A 17,811-nucleotide genomic window follows, 5' to 3' on the forward strand; every position below is an offset into this window, starting at 1 on the left:
CCTCAGTAGAAGCCGGCCAGGAACGACTCGGTCGCCTGCCTGCTGGATAGGGTCCGCCACATGGCGACCGGGTCGTTGAAGTTGTTGACGAACGCTTGCGCGACCCTCTTGTTCTCGGCCGCTTGTTCGAACAGCGCGACCGTGTGCGCGGGCGGCGGCCCGAGGAACGCCGTACTCCATTCGACGACGTGGCGAGCGTGCCGCCACAGCCGCTCCGATGCCGCGCGGCAGAACTCGCGATCGAAGGGGCCGGAAGCACCGCTGATCAGGTCTGCGAGGGCGAACGCGGTATGCGATCCGAGGTTTGCGCCCTGCGCGGTGATCGGGTCGTTGGTGATCCACGCATCACCGATCGCGATCGCGCATTTGTCCCCCGGTAGGTCGGCCCAGCCGCGGCGCACCACCGGGGTCACGCTGCCCTGCGCCAGCTCCCCCGGGCCGATCAGCGTGAACTCCCGCTCGTCGATGCGCTCACGCAGTCCGGGCGCGAATTCGGCGACCAGTGCGAGCACCTCACGGTGATAGCGCTCGCGCTCGGTATCGGCGTCGATCCGCGATACCGCTTCGAGTGGGCCTCCAGGTACCGCCTCGAACGCGAGCACATCGGCCCGGCCGCGCGGCGAGAGGAACGGGATTCGGAAGATCTCGCCGATTCCCGCGAGCAGGAACAGATCCAGTGTGTTCGGGGTGTTCTCACCGATGCCGAAATAGAGACCGCTACAGAGAATTCGCTGCGGACTCTCGAATGCCGAACGGGAGTCGTCCCGAGGAAAGAGGTCTCGTATCGAACGGTCGCCATTGGCGACCACCACCAGCTCGTGTTCGGCCGCGAGGTCTGCGACCGGCCGCCTTCCGACGATGAGCCGGCCGCCCCGCTCGATGAAGGCGCGGCACAGATGCGGCAGGTAGATCCGAAAATCGACCACGCTGGACGGTGGATGCAGATCGGCGCCGAACCTCAGCGCGCCCGCACCGGTGTCCACCGCGACATCCCACCCACGAACCTGGGCATCGGCGAAATCCCAGTCGAAGACGCCGAGCTGGACCTCCCGCTGCTGGGTCGGACCGAATCGCGCCGGGAAATTCCGAGGCCGGCCGGTACCGAGTTCATCGACGTCGCGTTCGGAATAGAGAACGGCGTCGATCCCCAGCTGCTGCAACCGCAGTGCGAGCTGAAGCCCGGAAATCCCGGTGCCGACGATCCCGATACCGTTCACGACCCGGCCCCCATCGTCGACCCCGCCCGGAGTTCCCGGGCCAGCCAGGCGATCGAGTCGAGGGTGTACGCGGCGGCATCGGGGGAGGCCAGGGCGGACGCCGGAATGAGCATCGGATGTTCCAGGCCAGCGTCCACCAGCGCGCCTATCCGGTCCAGGACGGTCTGCCTGCTACCGGCCAGCACCTGGTCCGCGACCACCGCATCGGGAACGGCGGCCATCGCCCTCTCGACCTCGGATCGGGTCAACGTATGAGGTAGCAATTCCTTCAACCCCTGGTATGCGGGACCGAAGGGGTGCTCGGCGCCGTGCACAGCCCAGGCCTCGGCGCTCGCGTGCAGAGCGAGGAAGCGGATCGGCTTCGCGCGCAGCAATTCCAGTGCCTGCGCATCGGTCTCGGCCACCACGATCGGAATCCCGCCGGAGGCGACGATCGCGTGCGGATCCCGGCCCGCATCGGCAGCGGACTTACGCACCACACTCAATCGGCGGGCGTACTCGTCGGGCGCGACGAGATCCGAGGGTACCCAGCCATCGGCGTAACGCCCGGTCAGCGCCAGCATTCGCGGCCTGTTCGCACCGACCCACAGCCGCGGGCTGCGGCCCCGCGGGGCGCGTAACCCCATGAGCGCCCGATCCAGAGTGAAGAATTCGCCCCGGTAACTATGCGGCCCGGGTTCGTCCAGCATCATCCGCAGGATGTGCAGGGCCTCCTCCACCCGCGCGACCTGCCGGTCGTGCGGGACACCGTAGGGCTGCAGGTTCTCCAGCGCACCGGCGCCGATTCCCAGCACCGGCGGCCGCTCGGTGAACTGGGCCAGCGTCAGCGCGGTCTGTGCCAGCACCGCCGGATGTCTCCGGTTCGGGTCGGTGACCGCCGCGATCAGCTGCACCGGTCCTGCGTGTGGCGCGAAATTGCCCAGTACCGTAGCGAAATCCAGGCACTGGTCCGGCGAATCCAGCATTTCGGCCAGATAGGAGAAGTCCGTATCCCACGCCTGGCCGGGAAAGGTGTTGATCAAGTGGTCGAAGACCAGAAACGCATCCAGGTCCCGGGCCCGGGCGAAGTCCAGCAACTCGCGCCCGCCCGCGGCCGGACCGACCGCGTCCCACACCAAACCGACTTCGACGGTCATATCCCGCTCCCCTCCGATCGAACGGCACGCAGGAACGCGGCGGTGTTCGTCGTGCTCGAAATGCTGTGCCACATCTGTTGCGGAACATCGAGATTCGCGATGAACGCGTCGGCTACCCTTTGGTCCCCGGCCGCGGCCGTCAACAGCGACAGCACCTGCGGCGCGGGCTCACCGAGAAACATGTTCGTCCAGTCGACGACCGGTTGCGCGGCAGTCCACAACTGCTCGGACAGCGTGCGGCAGAACTCCGCGTCGTAACCGCCCTCATGCTCGGCGAGCGCCTGGGCCACCTGGAATGCCTGCGCGGAACCCAGATTCGCGCCCTGAGCGGTGATGGGGTCGTTCACGATCCACGCATCACCGATGGCGAGCGCGTATCGTCGCGCGGCAATTTCGGTCCAGCCGCGCCGGACGGTCGGCACCAGCGCACCCTGCATCACATCGATCGGCCTGACCAGGCCGAACGCCTTGGAATCGATACGCTCGCGCAGCGATGGAGCGTATCGGGTTATCAGCTCGAGCAGTTCTGTCTCGAACCTCCGGGGATCCGCGCGGTGGTCTACTCCGGTCACCGGATGGAACGGCCCTCCGGCCACTCCTTCCACCAGCACGGCCGTCGCCCGGCCACCGAAGGTGTGGAAGGTCGGCGCATGGATCTCGCCGGCCCCCGGCACCATGTTCATGGTCATCCCGGCAGGTTCCGGCGGTGCGACACCCAGGAACAGGCCACCCGCCAGCACACGCGCCGGCTCCCGGAACGGCGACCTCGCCGGATCCCGGGGGAACACCTCCGTCAGCTCGCCCCGGCCGGCCGCGACTACCAGGAGGTCGTGGCGCGCGGCCAGTTCTGTCAGGTCGGCACGGGTCGCAGGCCGGTGCCGCACAACCACGGAGCCCCGGCTCTCGAGGAGTTCGAGCAACGCCGCCACATATATCCGGAAGTCGACCGAACTCGCGGGTTCGGGGAGTGCGCCGCCGAACGACAGACCCGCCTCGCCTTCCATGCGCATATGCATCCACGGGTTGTCGAATTCGCTCGCCTTCCACTCGTCTATACCGAGTGAATATTCGCGGGCTCGGGTGGACCCGAAACGCGTGACGAAATTCAGTGGCGGACCATTCCGTATCTCCTCCGCGGTCTGCCCCGCATACAGAGTGGCGTCGATGCCCAGTTGCTGCAGCCTGAGCCCCAGGTGCAGACCGGATATACCCGCACCGACGACTCCGATCGCGGCGGCCATTTCAGATGACCTCGACGCGCTGGAGGTGGCGGTTCGTCGGCCCCGAGAAGGAGTTACGTCCGTGTACGAGCGAGAAGTTGTCGGCGATGACGATATCGCCGGCCTCCCAGGCGTGGTCATAGCAGTACTCACGCCGGTGCAGTAGTTCGGACATACCTGTCAGAAATCGCTCGGACTCGTTCTCGGCAAATCCATCGACCGTCACCGACACGGGGTTCTTGTACACAGCCGGATCGAGCGGTTCCGCTATACGAAGCACCGGAACTCCGGTCACCGGGTGCCGCGATACCAGCTTCTCGGTGACCTGGCCACCGTAATGCGCAAGCTTTTCCGTGGTATAGGTCAGGCTGAGCCGCGACCACCGGTCGCGAGTTTCGTCGCCGGCATCACGATAGACCGCCGTGGTATCACAGAACACGGTTTCGCCACCGGCACCCGGCGTCGCATCCAAACATTGGAAGAAGAACCAGCGGGGATCGGCCTCGACGAACGCGCCGTCCCAATGAAAAGGCACATCGCCGCTGGCGAAGAGATAGTTCTCGGGATCGTCCTGGACAACCAGATCGACGACTTCACCTACCTCCCATTCCAGCACCTCACCCCAGCTTCGGCAGTAATCGGCGAATTCCCGGCTATCCAGGAGGGAAAAGCCACGCAGGACCAGGAGCCGGGATTCCACGGTCCAGCGGGCCAGCGTATCCGGCTGGATACCAGCGATATCCGAACCGCCGGGGGCCACGATCACTCGGCCGAACGGGGCCAGCGGATGGTGGGTCAAAGCACTCGGCAGTGGGGTCGCGGCGCTGCTCATTCCGATACTTCCTTCCGCGAGTCCGCGGTGACGCGGGGTGCCACGAAGTGGCTGGGCCGGCCGTGCCGCCAGACGACTGTGGCCTGAATGGCCTCTGCCTCCCAGCGCTTTACGAGCGTCCGGCGGTTGCCGTCGTCGAGAACGACCCCGTGCCATGGAGTGAGCCAGCTGTCGTTCGTGCCCACCAAATGGAGTCCGAACTTCTCCGAATGCGGGGGTTGCGGGTGGATCGAGAGCCGGAAGGCATCCGGGAACTTCTCCGAGACCACCCGGCTCCAGGCATTGCTCCGGCGGATCGTCTCGTAGGCGCCGGCCTTGGACTCGTTGCGCACCTTGGTTTTCGAGGTGCCCGCCGCAGCCGCTCCCATCGCATCCTCGAACAGGAATCGATGGATACCGTTGAAGAGCGCTCGGGTATCCGCGCTCGTTCGGATTCTGTCCTTCAACTCGGCGAGGGACTCCGAGTAATCGCGCTCGAGTATCGCGCGCATCTTCGGATAGTCCCGATTACCGAATGCATCATCCAGTCCGAACAGATCCAGTGAACCCCACCCGGCCGTCGCGATCAGCTTTGCCAGGTCATCGCGATACTCGGTGACGCCGGTGTCGGTGACCCCGACGACATCGCCGAAGACGTGGCCGTCCGAACAGATGGTAATGCGGGCCCCCGGTGGGTAGAAATGGCCGACGTAGTCGCACAACGACTGCAGGAATCCGAGGGCGATGTTCTCCCCCAGATCCGGAAGTTCACCCAGGACCTTTTTTCGGCTGGGCGACTTCGCCGGAAAGGCCGGAATAACGAAATGAATCGACTCGTCCTGATGTACGAAATTATCGATCTTCGATCTTCGGGCTTCGAATACCGGATCGGATTCCCGGTCCGCCGCCGGCCCGGTGTCGGATCCGGAAGAATTATCTATCCGCTGATATCTGTATAAGAATTCGAGGATCTTGTGGGAAATATCGTTTTTCACGCGCACGAACCGGCCCTCTTCTAACTGATCCCCCCCGGTGGACAGTCCGGGAGCTCCGCCACTCGTCCTGGTCGCCATTGACCGAAATCATCAGCCGCTCGGCTTGCAATTACCACCTACGTGGGGCGGTGCGGCCGTCTTCAGCTTGCCAGCCGGATACACCGACCAGCAATGGCGCAACGATTAGAATCGCGCTAAGTTGATAAGGTGTCGTTTATCGATCTCGAGGGTTCCCCGCTCGCAAGCACAGACGATCCGACCGCTCACCAGCTACGGCTGCTCCTCACACTCGCCGAGGAACTCCACTTCGGCCGGGCAGCCCGCAAGTTGTTCCTCACCCAGCCCGCCCTGAGCCAGCAGATCCGTTCGCTGGAATCACGATTGGGCGTCGAGTTGTTCCACCGCACCAGCCGGCGCGTCGAGCTGTCCGCCGCCGGCCAAGCGGTCCTGCCCGCCGCCCGCACCCTGGTGGACGCAGCCGACGAGCTGCGAAAGATCGTGCACCGCATGACATCACGCGCGGATCACCTGCGCCTGGGCGTATGCGAGAGCTTCGCGGCCCTGGCGCCCGTGCGAGGGATCGCGGCATCCATCGCGGCCACGCATTCCGACCTTGCCCCCGAGCTTCGGGCGCTGGACCGGTTCGGAGATCAGCTCGCCGCCCTCGAGTCCGGCGAGATCGACGCGGCCTTCACCCATCTCCCGGTGCCGTCCACGCTGCGCAGCGAACCGCTCAGCGTCGAACCTCGGCTGGCCTGCCTCTCGGTCTCCCACCCCCTGGCGGCATACGACTCCGTCCGCCTCGCGGATCTGGCCGAGCTTCCGGTGATCACCCTGGTTCCGCCCACATTTCGCGCCGGGCACGATTTCTGGACGGTCAATCCACGCCCGGACGGATCCCCGGTCCGCTCGGCCCCCCATCAGGGTTCGAGTTTCGAATCATTGCTCTCCGCCGTCTCGCTCGGCGGATTGCTCACCTTCGTGCCGGCAGTCGCTGCCGAGCTGTACCCTCGACCGGACCTGCGCTACCTGCGGGTCGAGGATCTCACCGACTGCACCTTCGGACTGGCCTGGCGTCCGGACAACCCGAGCCGGGCCAAGATCACCGCGCTCGAGGCCGCGGCCGCCTGCTTCGCCCCCTCGTCTCCGCCGCCACGCGCATAGCCGGATTCGCGGCAAGAGCAGAAAGCGTTGTTCGACAAGGAAGTTCAACTCCGCCGGGTAGCCTTCGGCGTATGGCGAGGTGCTCACCGCTCACCGGTCCACAGGTGCCGCCGGCGGATCAATTCTCGACCGCGCTGATCGACCTCGACGGCGTCGTATACCACGGCGCGGCGCCGGTTCCGGGCGCGGTGACGGCGTTGGCAGCAGCGCGGCGCGCGGGAGTCCGGACCCTGTTCCTGACCAATAATGCCTCACGCACACCGCACGAGGTCGCCGCACTGATCACCGATCTCGGCCTGCCGACCGATGAGGCGGATGTCGTCACCTCGGCTCATGCCGCGGCGGCGACGGCCGCTCGTCGCCACCCCGGCGGCCGCGCCCTGATGGTCGGCGGCCTCGCCATGAAGTCGGCTCTGCTCGACCACGGGCTCACCCCGGTGCATCGGGCCACCGACGACCCCCACGTCGTCGTCCAGGGGTTTGCGCCCGAGGTCGATTGGCGGCAACTCGCCGAAGCCGCATACGCAGTGGGCCGTGGCGTTCCCTGGATCGTCACGAACGGCGATATCGCCGTACCGCGGGAGGGCGGAATCGCACCGGGCAACGGTGCCCTGGCCGAAGCGGTACGGCTGGCGACCCGTGCGACGCCGCATTTCGCCGGCAAACCCCATCCGCCGATATACCGTGCGGCGTTGGCCCGCATCAGCGGCTCCCCCTTGGTGATCGGCGACGCGTTGGATACCGATATCGCGGGTGGCAACAACAACGGTCTACCCAGCCTGCTCGTATTGACCGGAGTCACAACGCTGCGCGATCTGCTCGACGCTCCTCCAACACATCGCCCGACTCATCTCGGCTTCGATCTGGAGGAGCTCTTCCAGCGCCGGGAGGCCGTAAGCCGGCGGACCGGCGATCGATGGGCCTGCGCGGGATGGGAAGTCTCGGCTTCCGGTGGAGAACTGACGCTGCACCTCCGGAAGGAGCGCCCGCATCCCCGCGCGAACCTCATCGATGCGGCGCGCACCCTCTGCCATGCCGCCTGGGCCTGTCCGGACGCCTCCCGCCACCGTGCCATGACCGCATGGCAGCGGCTGCTGGAGAGAACGGAGTGACGCCCTAGCCCTGGCCCGATCCCGCTCGGTCCGAGGTCGGTGTCGGTCACCCTTCGATCAGGGTGCGGCGCAGGCCCTCGGTGGCGACGACGATGGCGGGGACCAGCGTGAGATGCGTGATCGACAGTGCGATCGTGGACGCGGTATCGAAGTCGGCGCTCATCGTCATCGCGATGGTGGCAACTGCGAGGATCGACCCGGTCGCCGCGGCGACCCGCAGCACGCCGACCCACCGGTAGGACAGCAGGGCCGCCGCGCCCAGACCGATCAGCATGGGGACCACCGTCATCATGACGATCCCGCCGGGGGCGACGCTCTGCACCCGTCCCGCGTCGGTCATCTCGAACGTACCGCCGGCCGCCGCGCCGATCAGCCAGACGACGAGGTTGGCCACCAGGGCGGCGCCGACCGCGCCGAAGACCGCGACGGGGCGGTTGAGCGCGGGGATGCGGGTGGTGCGGACGGTAGTGGTCGCGATGCTCATGATGACCTCCTGGAGCTGTGCGGTTGGTGTGAGATCATCTTGAAACCTGAACAATTGTTAAGGTCAATGCCTTTCGGCTGCGATATGAGCCAGATCACTCACCACGGCGATTCGCGAGCCGATCCGCGATGCTCCCGGACTCGTTCAGCCCAGCACGCGCCCGAGGAAGCCGCGCATATACCCCGCGACGACGTCGAGGTGACTCTCCAGCAGGAAGTGACCGCCGTCGATCAGATGGACCTCCGCGTCCTCGGCGTCGCGCGCGAAGGCCCGGGCACCCTCGGGGCCGAAGATCTCGTCGTTGCGACCCCAGACGGCGAGCACGGGAACCGCGCTGGTGCGCAGGAATTCGTGCAGCAGCGGATAGAGCGGGCGGTTGTTCCGATAATCACGGAACAGCGCCAGCTGGATCTCGTCGTTACCCGGACGGGAGACCAGCGCGACGTCGTGTTCCCAGGTATCCGGGGCGACCAGACTCGGGTCGGGCACACCGTGCAGGTACTGCCAGCGAATCGCATCGGCGCCCAGCGCGGCGCGGACGGCGGGTTCGGTATCGGGACCGGGGTTCGCGCCGTAGGCCCAGAGGCCGGCCCAGAACGAGTCGACGAATCCTTCCTCGTAGCCGTTGCCGTTCTGGGTGACCAGGGCGGAGATCCGTTCGGGGTGCCGGAGCGCGAGACGCCAGCCGATGGGGGCGCCGTAGTCCTGCACATAGAGGGCGTAGCGGTCCAGCCCGAGCTGGTCGAGCAGCCCGGAGGTGAGCCGGGCGAGAGCGTCGAAGGTGTAGTCGAATTCGGTCGCGGCGGGGGCGGCGGACCGACCGAAGCCCAGATGGTCCGGTGCGATGACGCGGTAGTCACCGGCCAGTAGCGGGATGAGTTCCCGGAACATGAACGAGCTGGTCGGATAGCCGTGCAGGAGAACGATGACGGGGGCGTCGGCGGGGCCGGCTTCGCGGTAGAAGATCTCGTGGCCGTCGACGGTGGTCGTCCGATGGTGAACCGAGCTCATATCTAACCCCTTTGTGTCGTTTATACGGTTAGGTCATGGTCTATCGAACACCTCGTGGGCTAACCTGTCAAAAGGCCCAAACAGGTTAGGAGCGTGATTCCCGGTGGACACTCTGCTGGATCTCCTCAACAGCAGGCCGCTGGTCGACGGTGTGGAACGGGACGCACTCGGAGACCCGGACGCCGGTAGGCGCTGGGCGCGGGAGCACGGCGGCGAGGGCACCCCGGCCGAATTGGCGCTCCTGCGCGAGGCCCGGGATCTCCTACGGGACGTGGTGACAGGAGAACGCGCTCCCACCGCGCTGAACCTGCTGCTCGACGACGTCCGCCAGATCCCGGACGTCACGTCCGAGGGACTCCGATGGAAGATCGAGACTCCCCCGCACGCCCGGTTGGCCGTCGAAGCGGTCCTGAATTGGGCGGATATCGAGAACCGGCTACCGGGACGGCTACGCCCCTGTGCGAATACCGCGTGCCGGCTGTTCCTGCTCGATCGCAGCCGCGCCAACCGGGCCCGGTGGTGCTCGATGGCCGTCTGCGGTAACCGTGCGAAAGCACGCCGGCACTACGAGCGCACTCGCTGAGCCGGGAGTCACCCGGCGCGCACCGATGAGTTTCGAGCGTGGAGGAGGTCTATCCGGTTATGAGGAAACTGGTCTACGGGTTCAGCGTGTCCCTCGACGGCTACATCAACGATCGCGACGGCGGGATCGACTGGACCGACCCGGACGAGGAACTGCACCAGTTCCACAACGACCGCTTCCGCGAGGTCGAGGTTTCGCTGCACGGGCGCCGCCTCTACGAGCTGATGGCCGAGTACTGGCCGCACGTCCCGGACGACGCGCCGCACATCGAGCGAGAATTCGGCCGGCTCTGGACGGAGAAGCCCAAGGTCGTCTTCTCCCGCACACTCACCGAGGTCCACTGGAACAGCACGCTGATCAGCGACAACGCGGTCGAGGCGGTGCGGGAGCTCAAGGCCGGAGGCGAGGGTGTCATCGAGGTCGGCGGCGCGAGCCTGGCGGCCGCACTCATGCCGCACGGACTCATCGACGAGTACCAGATGTTCTTCCTGCCGGTGATACTCGGCGGCGGCACCCCGATGTTCCCCGCACTGGACACCCGCACGCAGCTCCGCCTGACCGAGACGAGACATTTCGCCTCGGCGGTGCTGCTGCGCTACCGCGCCGACTGAGGCGCGCGCGGGTGCCGCGGCGATGCGGCCGGTACTCAGGTGCGGCTGATCTCGACCATGAAGAAATCACTCTTCGCCGCACCGCAATCCGGGCACGACCAGTCCTCGGGGATCTCCTCCCAGCGGGTGCCGGGGGCGATACCGTCCTCCGGCCAGCCCAGCTCCTCGTCGTATTCGAAACCGCACTGCGCACATTGGTAGAGCTTGTATCCGGTGTTCATCTCACTGTCCTCTCACCGGGCCGGCCGGTTCGAAATCGGGCTTCTCGCGGACTCCGCAGTCGGGGCAGCACCAGTCGTCGGGTATCGCCGACCACGAGGTGCCCCGGGGGAATCCCTCTCTCGGCTCGCCGGTGACCTCGTCGTAGCGGTAGTCGCAGACCGGGCAGGCGTAGACGGCCATCAGTTCGCCGCCCCGTAACGCGCCAGCACCCGCTCCCGCTTTCCGGGCTGGATGTTCACCCGGCCGATATCGCCGCGGTAGTGGTCGAGCACGCGGTGGTCCATGACCCTGCGCCAGAGCGGGGGAAAGTAGGCGAGGGTGATCATGCTCGCGTAACCGCTCGGGAGATTGGGGGCGCCGTCCATACTGCGCAGGATCTGGTAGCGCCGGGTGGGGTTGGCGTGATGGTCACTGTGCCGCTGCAGGTGGTAGAGGAAGATATTGGTGACGATATGGTCGGAGTTCCAGCTGTGCTCGGGGGTGCAGCGTTCGTAGCGGCCCGACGCCGTGCGCTGCCGGAGCAGGCCGTAGTGCTCGAGATAGTTGACGGTTTCCAGCAGCGAGAATCCGTACACCGCCTGGATCAGCAGGAACGGCAGCACCCCCGGGCCGAAAACCACCGCCAGTGCGCCCCACAGCACCACGGTCATCGCCCAGGCGTTGAGCACATCGTTGCGCAGGGTCCACGGACCACTTCCCGTGCGCGCCAACCGGGTCCGCTCCAGCGCCCACGCCGACCGCAGACTGCCCCACACACTGCGCGGCAGGAACCGCCAGAAGGATTCGGCGAACCGGGCGCTGGCGGGGTCTTCCGGGGTGGCGACGCGAACGTGATGGCCGCGATTGTGCTCGATGTAGAAATGCCCGTAACCGGTCTGGGCCAGCGAGATCTTCGACAGCCATCGTTCGAGATCGTCCTTCTTGTGGCCGAGTTCGTGGGCGGTGTTGATACCGACGCCGCCCATGACCCCCACGCTCAGCGCCACGCCGATCTTCGACCACAGCCCGAGCCCGCCGTCGACGCCCAGCCAGGACAGATCCGAGGCGGTCCACAGGTAGGCGGCGAACACCAGGCTCATCAGCTGGAACGGAATGAACGCGTACACGCACCAGCGGTAGTACCGGTCGCGCTCGAGTCGCGCCATCACCTCGTCGGGCGGGTTCTGGCCGTCGGGGCCGAAGAACCGGTCCAGGGTGGGTAGCAGCACATAGACCAGCAGTGGCCCGATCCACCACCACACCGGCGCCACCCGGCCCCATCCGAGCTGGTCGAAAACCCACACCAGCGCCGCGGCCTGGCCCAGCGCGGTCGGTGCCACCAGCCCGAACAGCCACATGTACCGCTTGCGGTCGCGCCACGGTTCACTCGCCGCGCCGACCGATTCCGTTTCGGACGTCGTCATCGTCGCCCTCCTCGCCTTCCCGAACACCGGCGGCACATCCGCTGCCGCCCGCACCGGTCGAGGTCGGCACTGCACGCCGCCCACCTCAACCGTTTACACTTCTTGCTGATGTGTATTCATTACAGACAGATAGGTCCTAATTGTCAATGAATCGACAGAAGTAGCCGCAATGTAGGCTGGTGATCGTGGCCGATACGCCGAACTTCCAGAGCGAGATGCGCCTACTGCTGCGCACCCGCGTGATCGAGACCGCACGCCGGCTGGTCTGCACCGAGGGCTGGGGCGCGGTCAATATGTCCCGGGTGGCCAAGGAGGTCGGGGTGAGCCGGCCGGTGCTCTACAAGGAGATCGGCACCAAACAGGATCTGGCCGAGGTGGTGATCGCCGCCGAACTGGACACATTCCTCGCCGGCGTCACCGAAACCGTCGCCGCCGAGCCCGGGAACCTGCTCGCGGGAATCACCGCCGCCGCGGATTTCACCCTGCGCACTGCAGCCGACAACACCCTGCTCAAGGTCGTACTGGCCGGCCGTTCCGGCGCCGACACCACCCTGCTGCCGACCCTGATGACCGAACCCGAACCCGTTCTGGGCCGCGCCTGCGCCGCGTTCACCGCGATCCTGCGCGCGCGGTACGGGCCCGGCGATCTCACCGACGACGAGTTCGGCACCAGAGTGGAGGCGATCGTCCGTCTCGCCCTGAGCCATCTGTTCCAGCCCACCGGGGCCATCGATCGCGCCGTCGACCAGATCGCCCTGGTGTCCGACACCCTGCTCACGCGGGGACCGGCGTAGGCGAGCGCCGTCGCGAGCCCGGCTCGGCGGAGCAGGATTCGGCGGGCCGGACAAGGTCGGCAGTCCCCCGGACCACGCGGGCCCGGCCGCCGGGCGGCACTCCTCGCTACGGCCGGGAGGCGGCGGTGAATTCCGGGAGGATCAGTGCCGAATGCGCGGCCTCCCCCTCGGCGGCGGGCAGTGAGACCATCTCGCGCAGAGCCGTGTTCCGCGCTTCCAGCGCTTCGGCCGTATTCGGGAACAGGCTCGCCTCCCCCGCGGTGACCAGCGCTTGATTCAGCCGCACGAACTCCCGCATTCCGTCTTCGTACGCGGCGAAGGCGGCCGGATATGCGGCGTTCGTGGCGAGTGCGCCCGCCAGCATGTACCCGCCGACCAGAGCCACGCTCGACCCCTGACCGGTGAGGAAGGAGGGCGCGTAGGCGGCGTCGCCGACGAGCGCGACCCGTCCCGACGACCAGCGCGGCAGATGGATCTGGCTGACGATATCGAAGAAGAGATCGTCGGCGCCGCGCATATCGGCGATCATCCGTGGGATCTCCCAGCCGTCGCCGGCGAAGACCGACGCCACGAGATCACGCTGGGCACCAGGATCCCGGAAGGCGCCGAACGGGGGTTCGGGGAGCGCGAAGTTCAGGAATCCGTGCAGTTGCGGGCGATGGCCGACGGCATAGAGGGCCGCGGACCGGCCGGGCGCGTTCCACAGGACACCCTCGTGCGCGAGGCCGAAATCGTTGGTCATGGTGAACCCGGCGAAGCAGTAACCGAGGTAGCGGTGGAACCGCTCTTCCGGGCCGAACACCAGGCTTCTGATATTCGAGTGCAGACCGTCGGCGCCGAGGACCAGATCGAACGTGCGCCGGGTCCCGCCGCGAAAGGTCACGTCCACGCCGCGCTCGTGTTCGCGGAGGGTGTCGACGGAATCGTCGAAGCGGAATTCGACCTCGTCACGGACCGCGGCGTACAGGATTTCGGTGAGGTCGCCGCGCCGTACCTCGAGGTCGCGGCCCTCGACGCCGCCGGCGAGGGCGTCGGGCCGCACCGAGGCGATCGGACCACCGTCCGGGTCGAGGAAGGTGATCCGGTGCGTATCGATATGGGCGGCCCGCAGCTGCGGCAGTACCCCCATCCGCTCGACCACGTCCAACGCGGTACCGCGGATATCGATGGGGTATCCGCCGCCGCGGGGCGCGCTCGCCCGCTCGACCACCGTGACCTCGAATCCGTACCGGTTCAGCCAGTAGGCCGTCGCGGGACCGGCGATGCTCGCACCGGAGATCAGGACCGTGCGTGTCATGGAAACTCCTAGATAGCTAAGTTAGGTATACGTATTGCCGATACGATGGGGCACCGTCGAGATGCGGCAATGGGCCAACTATATACCTAACTTAGGTAATTAATGGAGAGTGATGGACGACACATCCCAGGCAGGGGTCGATCTACTGGCGGTCCTGCCCCGCCTGACCCAGCTCGGCGCTGTCCTCAACCGCAGCCACCTGACCGAGCGGGCCATCGAACAGATCGGGATCCCCCTCGACCGGCCCGCCGTATCCGTGCTGGTCACCGTGCAGATGGCAGGACAACCGCTCCGGGTCGGGGATATCGCCAAGCGGATGCAGGTCGTCGGCCCGCACGTCACCCGGCTCCTGCACGATCTGGAGCGGCGCGGACTCGTCCGCCGGATCACCGATCCCGACGATCAGCGGGCCCGCCTGATCGAACTCACTCCCGACGGCGCGGCAGCCGCGGACCGCTACCTGCAGGGGATGCTCGGCTGGTTCACCGGAGCGATGGCCGGCTGGTCCGATGACGACCGCCGCACCTTCGGCGGGCTGCTCGGCCGGTTCGTCGACGACCTCACCGCGCACCTGAAGATCATCGAGGACGGCCCGTAGCCCGACGCCCATGCCCGGGAACGGCGGCGGGGCAGGGTCCGCGGAAAAGCGGGTGCGGATACCGGGAGTCCCGGGCGATGCTGTGGAGGTGAGCACCGATTTCACCGTCCCCCTCGAACTCCCCTTCCCGGCAGGCATTCTCGTCCCACCGCTCGCCGATCTCCGCTGGCAGGGCGATGCTCCCGGCGATCCGGTGACCGCTTCCGGCACGTGGTACCCGTACCGGGAGGGAGTCTCCACCCGGCGGCTCACCGTCGGCTGGGCGGATGGCGAACTCGAGGTGACCCTGCCGGCGGCCTCCGCGCCGGAGGATCTCGACCTGGCGCTCCGAATCCTCTGCGCGGCCGCGGACCACTCCGATGCCGAGGTCGACACCGAGTACGGGCCGTTCGGACCCGATCGCCTGCGCGATATCTTCGATGACGAGTGGGCCTTCCATCAGCTCGGCCGATCGGTATCGACGGTGGCCCGCCTGTCCGAGCACAGCGGCGGGGTGATCTCGCTGCCCGGCCCCACCCGCAGCGTGCACCTGGGCCCGCGGACACTCCCCGACCTCGACCGAGGTGACGACGACCCCACACGCGGTCGCCGCCTGCTCGAGTTGATGCGTGCGGTGCTCTGGCCCGACCCCCGATACGACCCGGCCGGGGTGTTCGAAGCGAGCAAGGACGACGAGACATTCACCTTCGCGGTGTTGCTGTCGGAACGCGCCTGCCTGATGCCGCAGGTCGATCGAATCCTGATCGGCGACAGCGACGACCACGTGATCCAGATTCCCCGGGCGGCGCTGGAACTACTGCCGATCGAATGCACCCGCCTGGACGACGGCAACCATCTGGTGGAATTCGTCCCCGCGGAGAAGTGGCCGGAGGTGGTCACGGCCGCCCGCGAATCGCGGGTGCCGGACTCCGGTCCATCGTGAAGTGCACGCTCGGCCGGGACGACCCGGGCGGATGGTCAGATCTTCACGACGATCTTCTTCCCCTCATGAAGCCCGTGTTCGAGGCGCCGGTGCGCCTCGGCCACATCGTCGAGGGCGAACACTGTGTCGATGGCCGGCCGCAGTGCGCCGAGGCGGATACCGGCGTTCAGGAAGGCCGCCATTCGCCGCACCACCACGGGGTCGAGAGTGTGCTCGAAACTCCGATAGCTCTGGATCCCGGGCAGCGCACCTTCCGGGACGGATGCCGGCCGGGGATCCAGGAAACCCACGGCGACCAGTGGCGCGCCGGGGCGGGCCGCGTCCAGGAGGTCCCGCCGGCCGGGACCCGCGACGAGGTCGAGGACGATATCGGCGCCCGAACCACCGGTGAGGCGCCGAACGGATTCGACGATATCCATTTCGTCGGTGGCGACAACCGCGGCGGCCCCGGCGGCGATCAGTTCGTCCCGTTTCGCGCTGTGCCGGGTGACGGCGATGGGCACGGCGCCGATCTGATTCGCGATCTGAACAGCCGCCCTGCCGACACCGCCGGACGCCGCGCTGATCAGGACGTGGTCGCCGGGGCGCATTCCCGCCTTCTCGACGAGGGCGCCGTAGGCCGTGGAGTAGGCGACCCAGATCGCCGCCGCCTCCGTGACCGCGAGCCCCGCGGGCCGGGCGAGGACCCGGCTCGCGGGGAGCGTGGTGTATTCGGCGTAGCTACCGCGCAGATTCGCGTCCGGAACGGCCGTGAGGATCACCGGATCACCGGCCGCGAAACCATGCACGCCGGGACCCACCGCGTCGATAGTGCCGGTTCCCTCGACACCGAGCCGGGCATGCGGCAGTGCGACGGGCGCGGGTGAATCGCCGGAACGCATCATCAGGTCGAGCGGGTTGACGGCGAACGCCTCGATCCCGACCCGTACTTCGCCGGCCGCGGGTTCGGTAACCGGTTCCTCGACGATACGCATGACCTCCGGTCCGCCGAACCGATCGAAAACGACTACTCGTGGCATGGTGATTCCTCCGTATCCGGTGCTGAACTCGCTAATGCGGAAAACGCTACGGAGCCGTGCGTTACCTCCTGGTACCTTCGAATCTCATGCAGAACACCGCCGGACCGGCATTCCTCGCCGACTGCCCCACCCGGCTGGCGGTCGAGATCCTCTCCGACAAATGGGCCGTCCTGGTGCTCTTCGGGCTGAGCCGGGAACCACGCAGGCACGGTGAGCTCGTCGATCTCATCGGGGGCGGTATCTCCCGCAAGGTCCTCACCCAGACCCTGCGCCGCCTCCAGGAGTACGGACTGGTCGACCGGCATGCCGAAGCGCCACGGCGGGTCGTGTACAGCCTCACCGATCTGGGCCGCACGCTCGTCGAGCCCATCGACGTCCTGACGAACTGGGCGCGCGACCACGGCGGGGCCGTCGCCGACTTCCAGGAGCAGGCCTCGCCAGAGTGAACCGGCAGTTCGGGGACTCCGCGGTACCGATTCCGTAGGCTGTGCCATCATTACCGACTGCAGGTAACCGTCTGGACCCGAGGGGGAGCGGGCGGCGATTTCGATGTTCGGGGTATCGATGATGAGGACGATCTCCGCCACCGGTGCGCTGGTGGCGACTGCGTTGGCACTGGTCGCGTGTACCGGAGGCGCTACCGGCCCGGAGGGGGAAACGGTGGTCGCCGCGACCACCTCGCCCACGGCGGCCGCGGAGGCGAATGTCTCCGTGGCGGTGAGCGTACCGCCGCCACCCACGCAGACCGGCGCGAAACCGGTTCGCTTCGATCCGTGTGTGAGTGTGGGCGACGAGCTGGTGTCCGAGGCCGGGTTCGATCCGGGCACCCGGGAGCGGGCCACCACCGAGGGCGTGGGGGTCTTCACGGAGATCGGCTGTCAGTTCTGGCGCGAATCGCTCGTCGACGGTGCGAAATTTCCCACCGGCGTGGTGTCGGTGACATCGAGCGATCTGACGCTCGACGATGTACGGAAGAACACCGGTCACGAGATCTTCGACTCGGATCCGATCGCCGGGCGCGAGGCCGTGCTGTACCGCACGCCCGCGAATACCGGCGCCTGTTCGGCGGCGATCGAATCCTCCGACGGGTCGTTCAAGGTCGGGATGATCGTGCTACCGGCCGGGCCGGTTCAGGTGGCTGCGCCGTGCGACGAGATCCGCCGGGTGGCAGAGATTCTGAGCGGATCGCTCGGCACCGACGGGTAACTCCAC

Annotated in this window: 21 protein-coding genes; 9 read left to right on the forward strand and 12 right to left on the reverse strand. The window is 67.1% G+C overall.

All coding sequences use genetic code 11. The features are described 5' to 3' along the window. Positions 1 to 2 precede the first annotated feature (2 nt). Genes ACZ6SF_RS13075 through ACZ6SF_RS13095 form a run of 5 tightly spaced genes read right to left on the reverse strand, consistent with a single transcriptional unit; the run spans position 3 to position 5,457 of the window. Positions 3 to 1,217, reverse strand: a complete 1,215-nt coding sequence (locus ACZ6SF_RS13075; protein ID WP_466062321.1) for a styrene monooxygenase/indole monooxygenase family protein — start codon at positions 1,215 to 1,217, stop codon at positions 3 to 5. Beyond that, a complete protein-coding gene (locus ACZ6SF_RS13080; RefSeq protein ID WP_466062322.1) occupies positions 1,214 to 2,353 on the reverse strand; it encodes an LLM class flavin-dependent oxidoreductase in 1,140 nt (379 codons plus the stop codon). The genes ACZ6SF_RS13075 and ACZ6SF_RS13080 overlap by 4 nt, the downstream gene beginning before the upstream one ends. Next, positions 2,350 to 3,594 (reverse strand): styrene monooxygenase/indole monooxygenase family protein, encoded by a 1,245-nt coding sequence (locus ACZ6SF_RS13085; protein WP_466062323.1) that lies wholly within the window; start codon positions 3,592 to 3,594, stop codon positions 2,350 to 2,352. Before ACZ6SF_RS13085 ends, ACZ6SF_RS13080 begins: the two co-directional genes overlap by 4 nt. Position 3,595: 1 nt before the next feature. After that, positions 3,596 to 4,405 carry a TauD/TfdA dioxygenase family protein gene (locus ACZ6SF_RS13090; RefSeq protein ID WP_466062324.1) on the reverse strand — a complete coding sequence of 270 codons (810 nt, stop codon included), beginning with the start codon at positions 4,403 to 4,405 and terminating at the stop codon, positions 3,596 to 3,598. After that, positions 4,402 to 5,457 carry an L-tyrosine/L-tryptophan isonitrile synthase family protein gene (locus ACZ6SF_RS13095; protein WP_466062325.1) on the reverse strand — a complete coding sequence of 352 codons (1,056 nt, stop codon included), beginning with the start codon at positions 5,455 to 5,457 and terminating at the stop codon, positions 4,402 to 4,404. Before ACZ6SF_RS13095 ends, ACZ6SF_RS13090 begins: the two co-directional genes overlap by 4 nt. Before the next feature lie 129 nt (positions 5,458 to 5,586). Here ACZ6SF_RS13095 and ACZ6SF_RS13100 point away from each other — a divergent pair, with 129 nt between their 5' ends. Both ACZ6SF_RS13100 and ACZ6SF_RS13105 read left to right on the forward strand, forming a co-directional pair. After that, positions 5,587 to 6,543: a LysR family transcriptional regulator gene (locus tag ACZ6SF_RS13100; protein ID WP_466062326.1), complete on the forward strand. Its 957-nt coding sequence runs from the start codon at positions 5,587 to 5,589 to the stop codon at positions 6,541 to 6,543. Positions 6,544 to 6,614: 71 nt separating this feature from the next. Next, complete coding sequence (locus ACZ6SF_RS13105) at positions 6,615 to 7,655, forward strand: HAD-IIA family hydrolase (protein ID WP_466062327.1); 1,041 nt, start codon at positions 6,615 to 6,617, stop codon at positions 7,653 to 7,655. 46 nt (positions 7,656 to 7,701) lie between these two features. Here the strand turns inward: ACZ6SF_RS13105 and ACZ6SF_RS13110 are convergent, their stop codons facing one another. Beyond that, on the reverse strand, positions 7,702 to 8,139 hold the full coding sequence (locus tag ACZ6SF_RS13110; protein ID WP_466062328.1) for a DUF6069 family protein: 438 nt from the start codon (positions 8,137 to 8,139) through the stop codon (positions 7,702 to 7,704). 144 nt (positions 8,140 to 8,283) lie between these two features. Next, the gene (locus tag ACZ6SF_RS13115) at positions 8,284 to 9,150 is read right to left on the reverse strand and encodes an alpha/beta fold hydrolase (RefSeq protein ID WP_466062329.1); all 867 of its coding nucleotides are present in this window, start codon (positions 9,148 to 9,150) and stop codon (positions 8,284 to 8,286) included. Positions 9,151 to 9,253: 103 nt separating this feature from the next. Between ACZ6SF_RS13115 and ACZ6SF_RS13120 the strand changes: the two genes are divergently transcribed. Together ACZ6SF_RS13120 and ACZ6SF_RS13125 are read left to right on the forward strand one after the other, a co-directional pair. Next, positions 9,254 to 9,733 carry a CGNR zinc finger domain-containing protein gene (locus tag ACZ6SF_RS13120; RefSeq protein ID WP_466062330.1) on the forward strand — a complete coding sequence of 160 codons (480 nt, stop codon included), beginning with the start codon at positions 9,254 to 9,256 and terminating at the stop codon, positions 9,731 to 9,733. Between the two features lie 59 nt (positions 9,734 to 9,792). Continuing rightward, positions 9,793 to 10,344, forward strand: a complete 552-nt coding sequence (locus ACZ6SF_RS13125; RefSeq protein ID WP_466062331.1) for a dihydrofolate reductase family protein — start codon at positions 9,793 to 9,795, stop codon at positions 10,342 to 10,344. A 35-nt stretch (positions 10,345 to 10,379) separates the two neighbouring features. Here ACZ6SF_RS13125 and ACZ6SF_RS13130 read toward each other — a convergent pair whose 3' ends face one another. The 3 genes from ACZ6SF_RS13130 to ACZ6SF_RS13140 are packed head-to-tail and all read right to left on the reverse strand — an operon-like array spanning position 10,380 to position 11,969. Beyond that, a complete protein-coding gene (locus tag ACZ6SF_RS13130) occupies positions 10,380 to 10,565 on the reverse strand; it encodes a rubredoxin (RefSeq protein ID WP_466062332.1) in 186 nt (61 codons plus the stop codon). A 1-nt stretch (position 10,566) separates the two neighbouring features. Further along, entirely contained in the window at positions 10,567 to 10,746 is a 180-nt protein-coding gene (locus ACZ6SF_RS13135; RefSeq protein ID WP_466062333.1) for a rubredoxin, read from the reverse strand. Next, entirely contained in the window at positions 10,746 to 11,969 is a 1,224-nt protein-coding gene (locus ACZ6SF_RS13140) for an alkane 1-monooxygenase (protein WP_466062334.1), read from the reverse strand. Before ACZ6SF_RS13140 ends, ACZ6SF_RS13135 begins: the two co-directional genes overlap by 1 nt. Before the next feature lie 185 nt (positions 11,970 to 12,154). Here ACZ6SF_RS13140 and ACZ6SF_RS13145 point away from each other — a divergent pair, with 185 nt between their 5' ends. Further along, entirely contained in the window at positions 12,155 to 12,763 is a 609-nt protein-coding gene (locus tag ACZ6SF_RS13145) for a TetR/AcrR family transcriptional regulator (RefSeq protein WP_466062335.1), read from the forward strand. Positions 12,764 to 12,869: 106 nt separating this feature from the next. Here ACZ6SF_RS13145 and ACZ6SF_RS13150 read toward each other — a convergent pair whose 3' ends face one another. Beyond that, complete coding sequence (locus ACZ6SF_RS13150; RefSeq protein WP_466062336.1) at positions 12,870 to 14,060, reverse strand: FAD-dependent monooxygenase; 1,191 nt, start codon at positions 14,058 to 14,060, stop codon at positions 12,870 to 12,872. 112 nt (positions 14,061 to 14,172) lie between these two features. Here ACZ6SF_RS13150 and ACZ6SF_RS13155 point away from each other — a divergent pair, with 112 nt between their 5' ends. After that, positions 14,173 to 14,658, forward strand: a complete 486-nt coding sequence (locus ACZ6SF_RS13155) for a MarR family winged helix-turn-helix transcriptional regulator (protein ID WP_466062337.1) — start codon at positions 14,173 to 14,175, stop codon at positions 14,656 to 14,658. 88 nt (positions 14,659 to 14,746) lie between these two features. Then, a complete protein-coding gene (locus tag ACZ6SF_RS13160) occupies positions 14,747 to 15,580 on the forward strand; it encodes a hypothetical protein (protein ID WP_466062338.1) in 834 nt (277 codons plus the stop codon). A gap of 35 nt (positions 15,581 to 15,615) precedes the next feature. Here the strand turns inward: ACZ6SF_RS13160 and ACZ6SF_RS13165 are convergent, their stop codons facing one another. Then, entirely contained in the window at positions 15,616 to 16,599 is a 984-nt protein-coding gene (locus tag ACZ6SF_RS13165) for a zinc-dependent alcohol dehydrogenase family protein (protein ID WP_466062339.1), read from the reverse strand. An 86-nt stretch (positions 16,600 to 16,685) separates the two neighbouring features. Between ACZ6SF_RS13165 and ACZ6SF_RS13170 the strand changes: the two genes are divergently transcribed. Further along, a complete protein-coding gene (locus ACZ6SF_RS13170; RefSeq protein WP_466062340.1) occupies positions 16,686 to 17,045 on the forward strand; it encodes a winged helix-turn-helix transcriptional regulator in 360 nt (119 codons plus the stop codon). 121 nt (positions 17,046 to 17,166) lie between these two features. Continuing rightward, the gene (locus ACZ6SF_RS13175; protein WP_466062341.1) at positions 17,167 to 17,805 is read left to right on the forward strand and encodes a DUF3558 domain-containing protein; all 639 of its coding nucleotides are present in this window, start codon (positions 17,167 to 17,169) and stop codon (positions 17,803 to 17,805) included. Positions 17,806 to 17,811: the final 6 nt, after the last annotated feature.

It is taken from the genome of Nocardia sp. NPDC049935 (assembly GCF_055586645.1).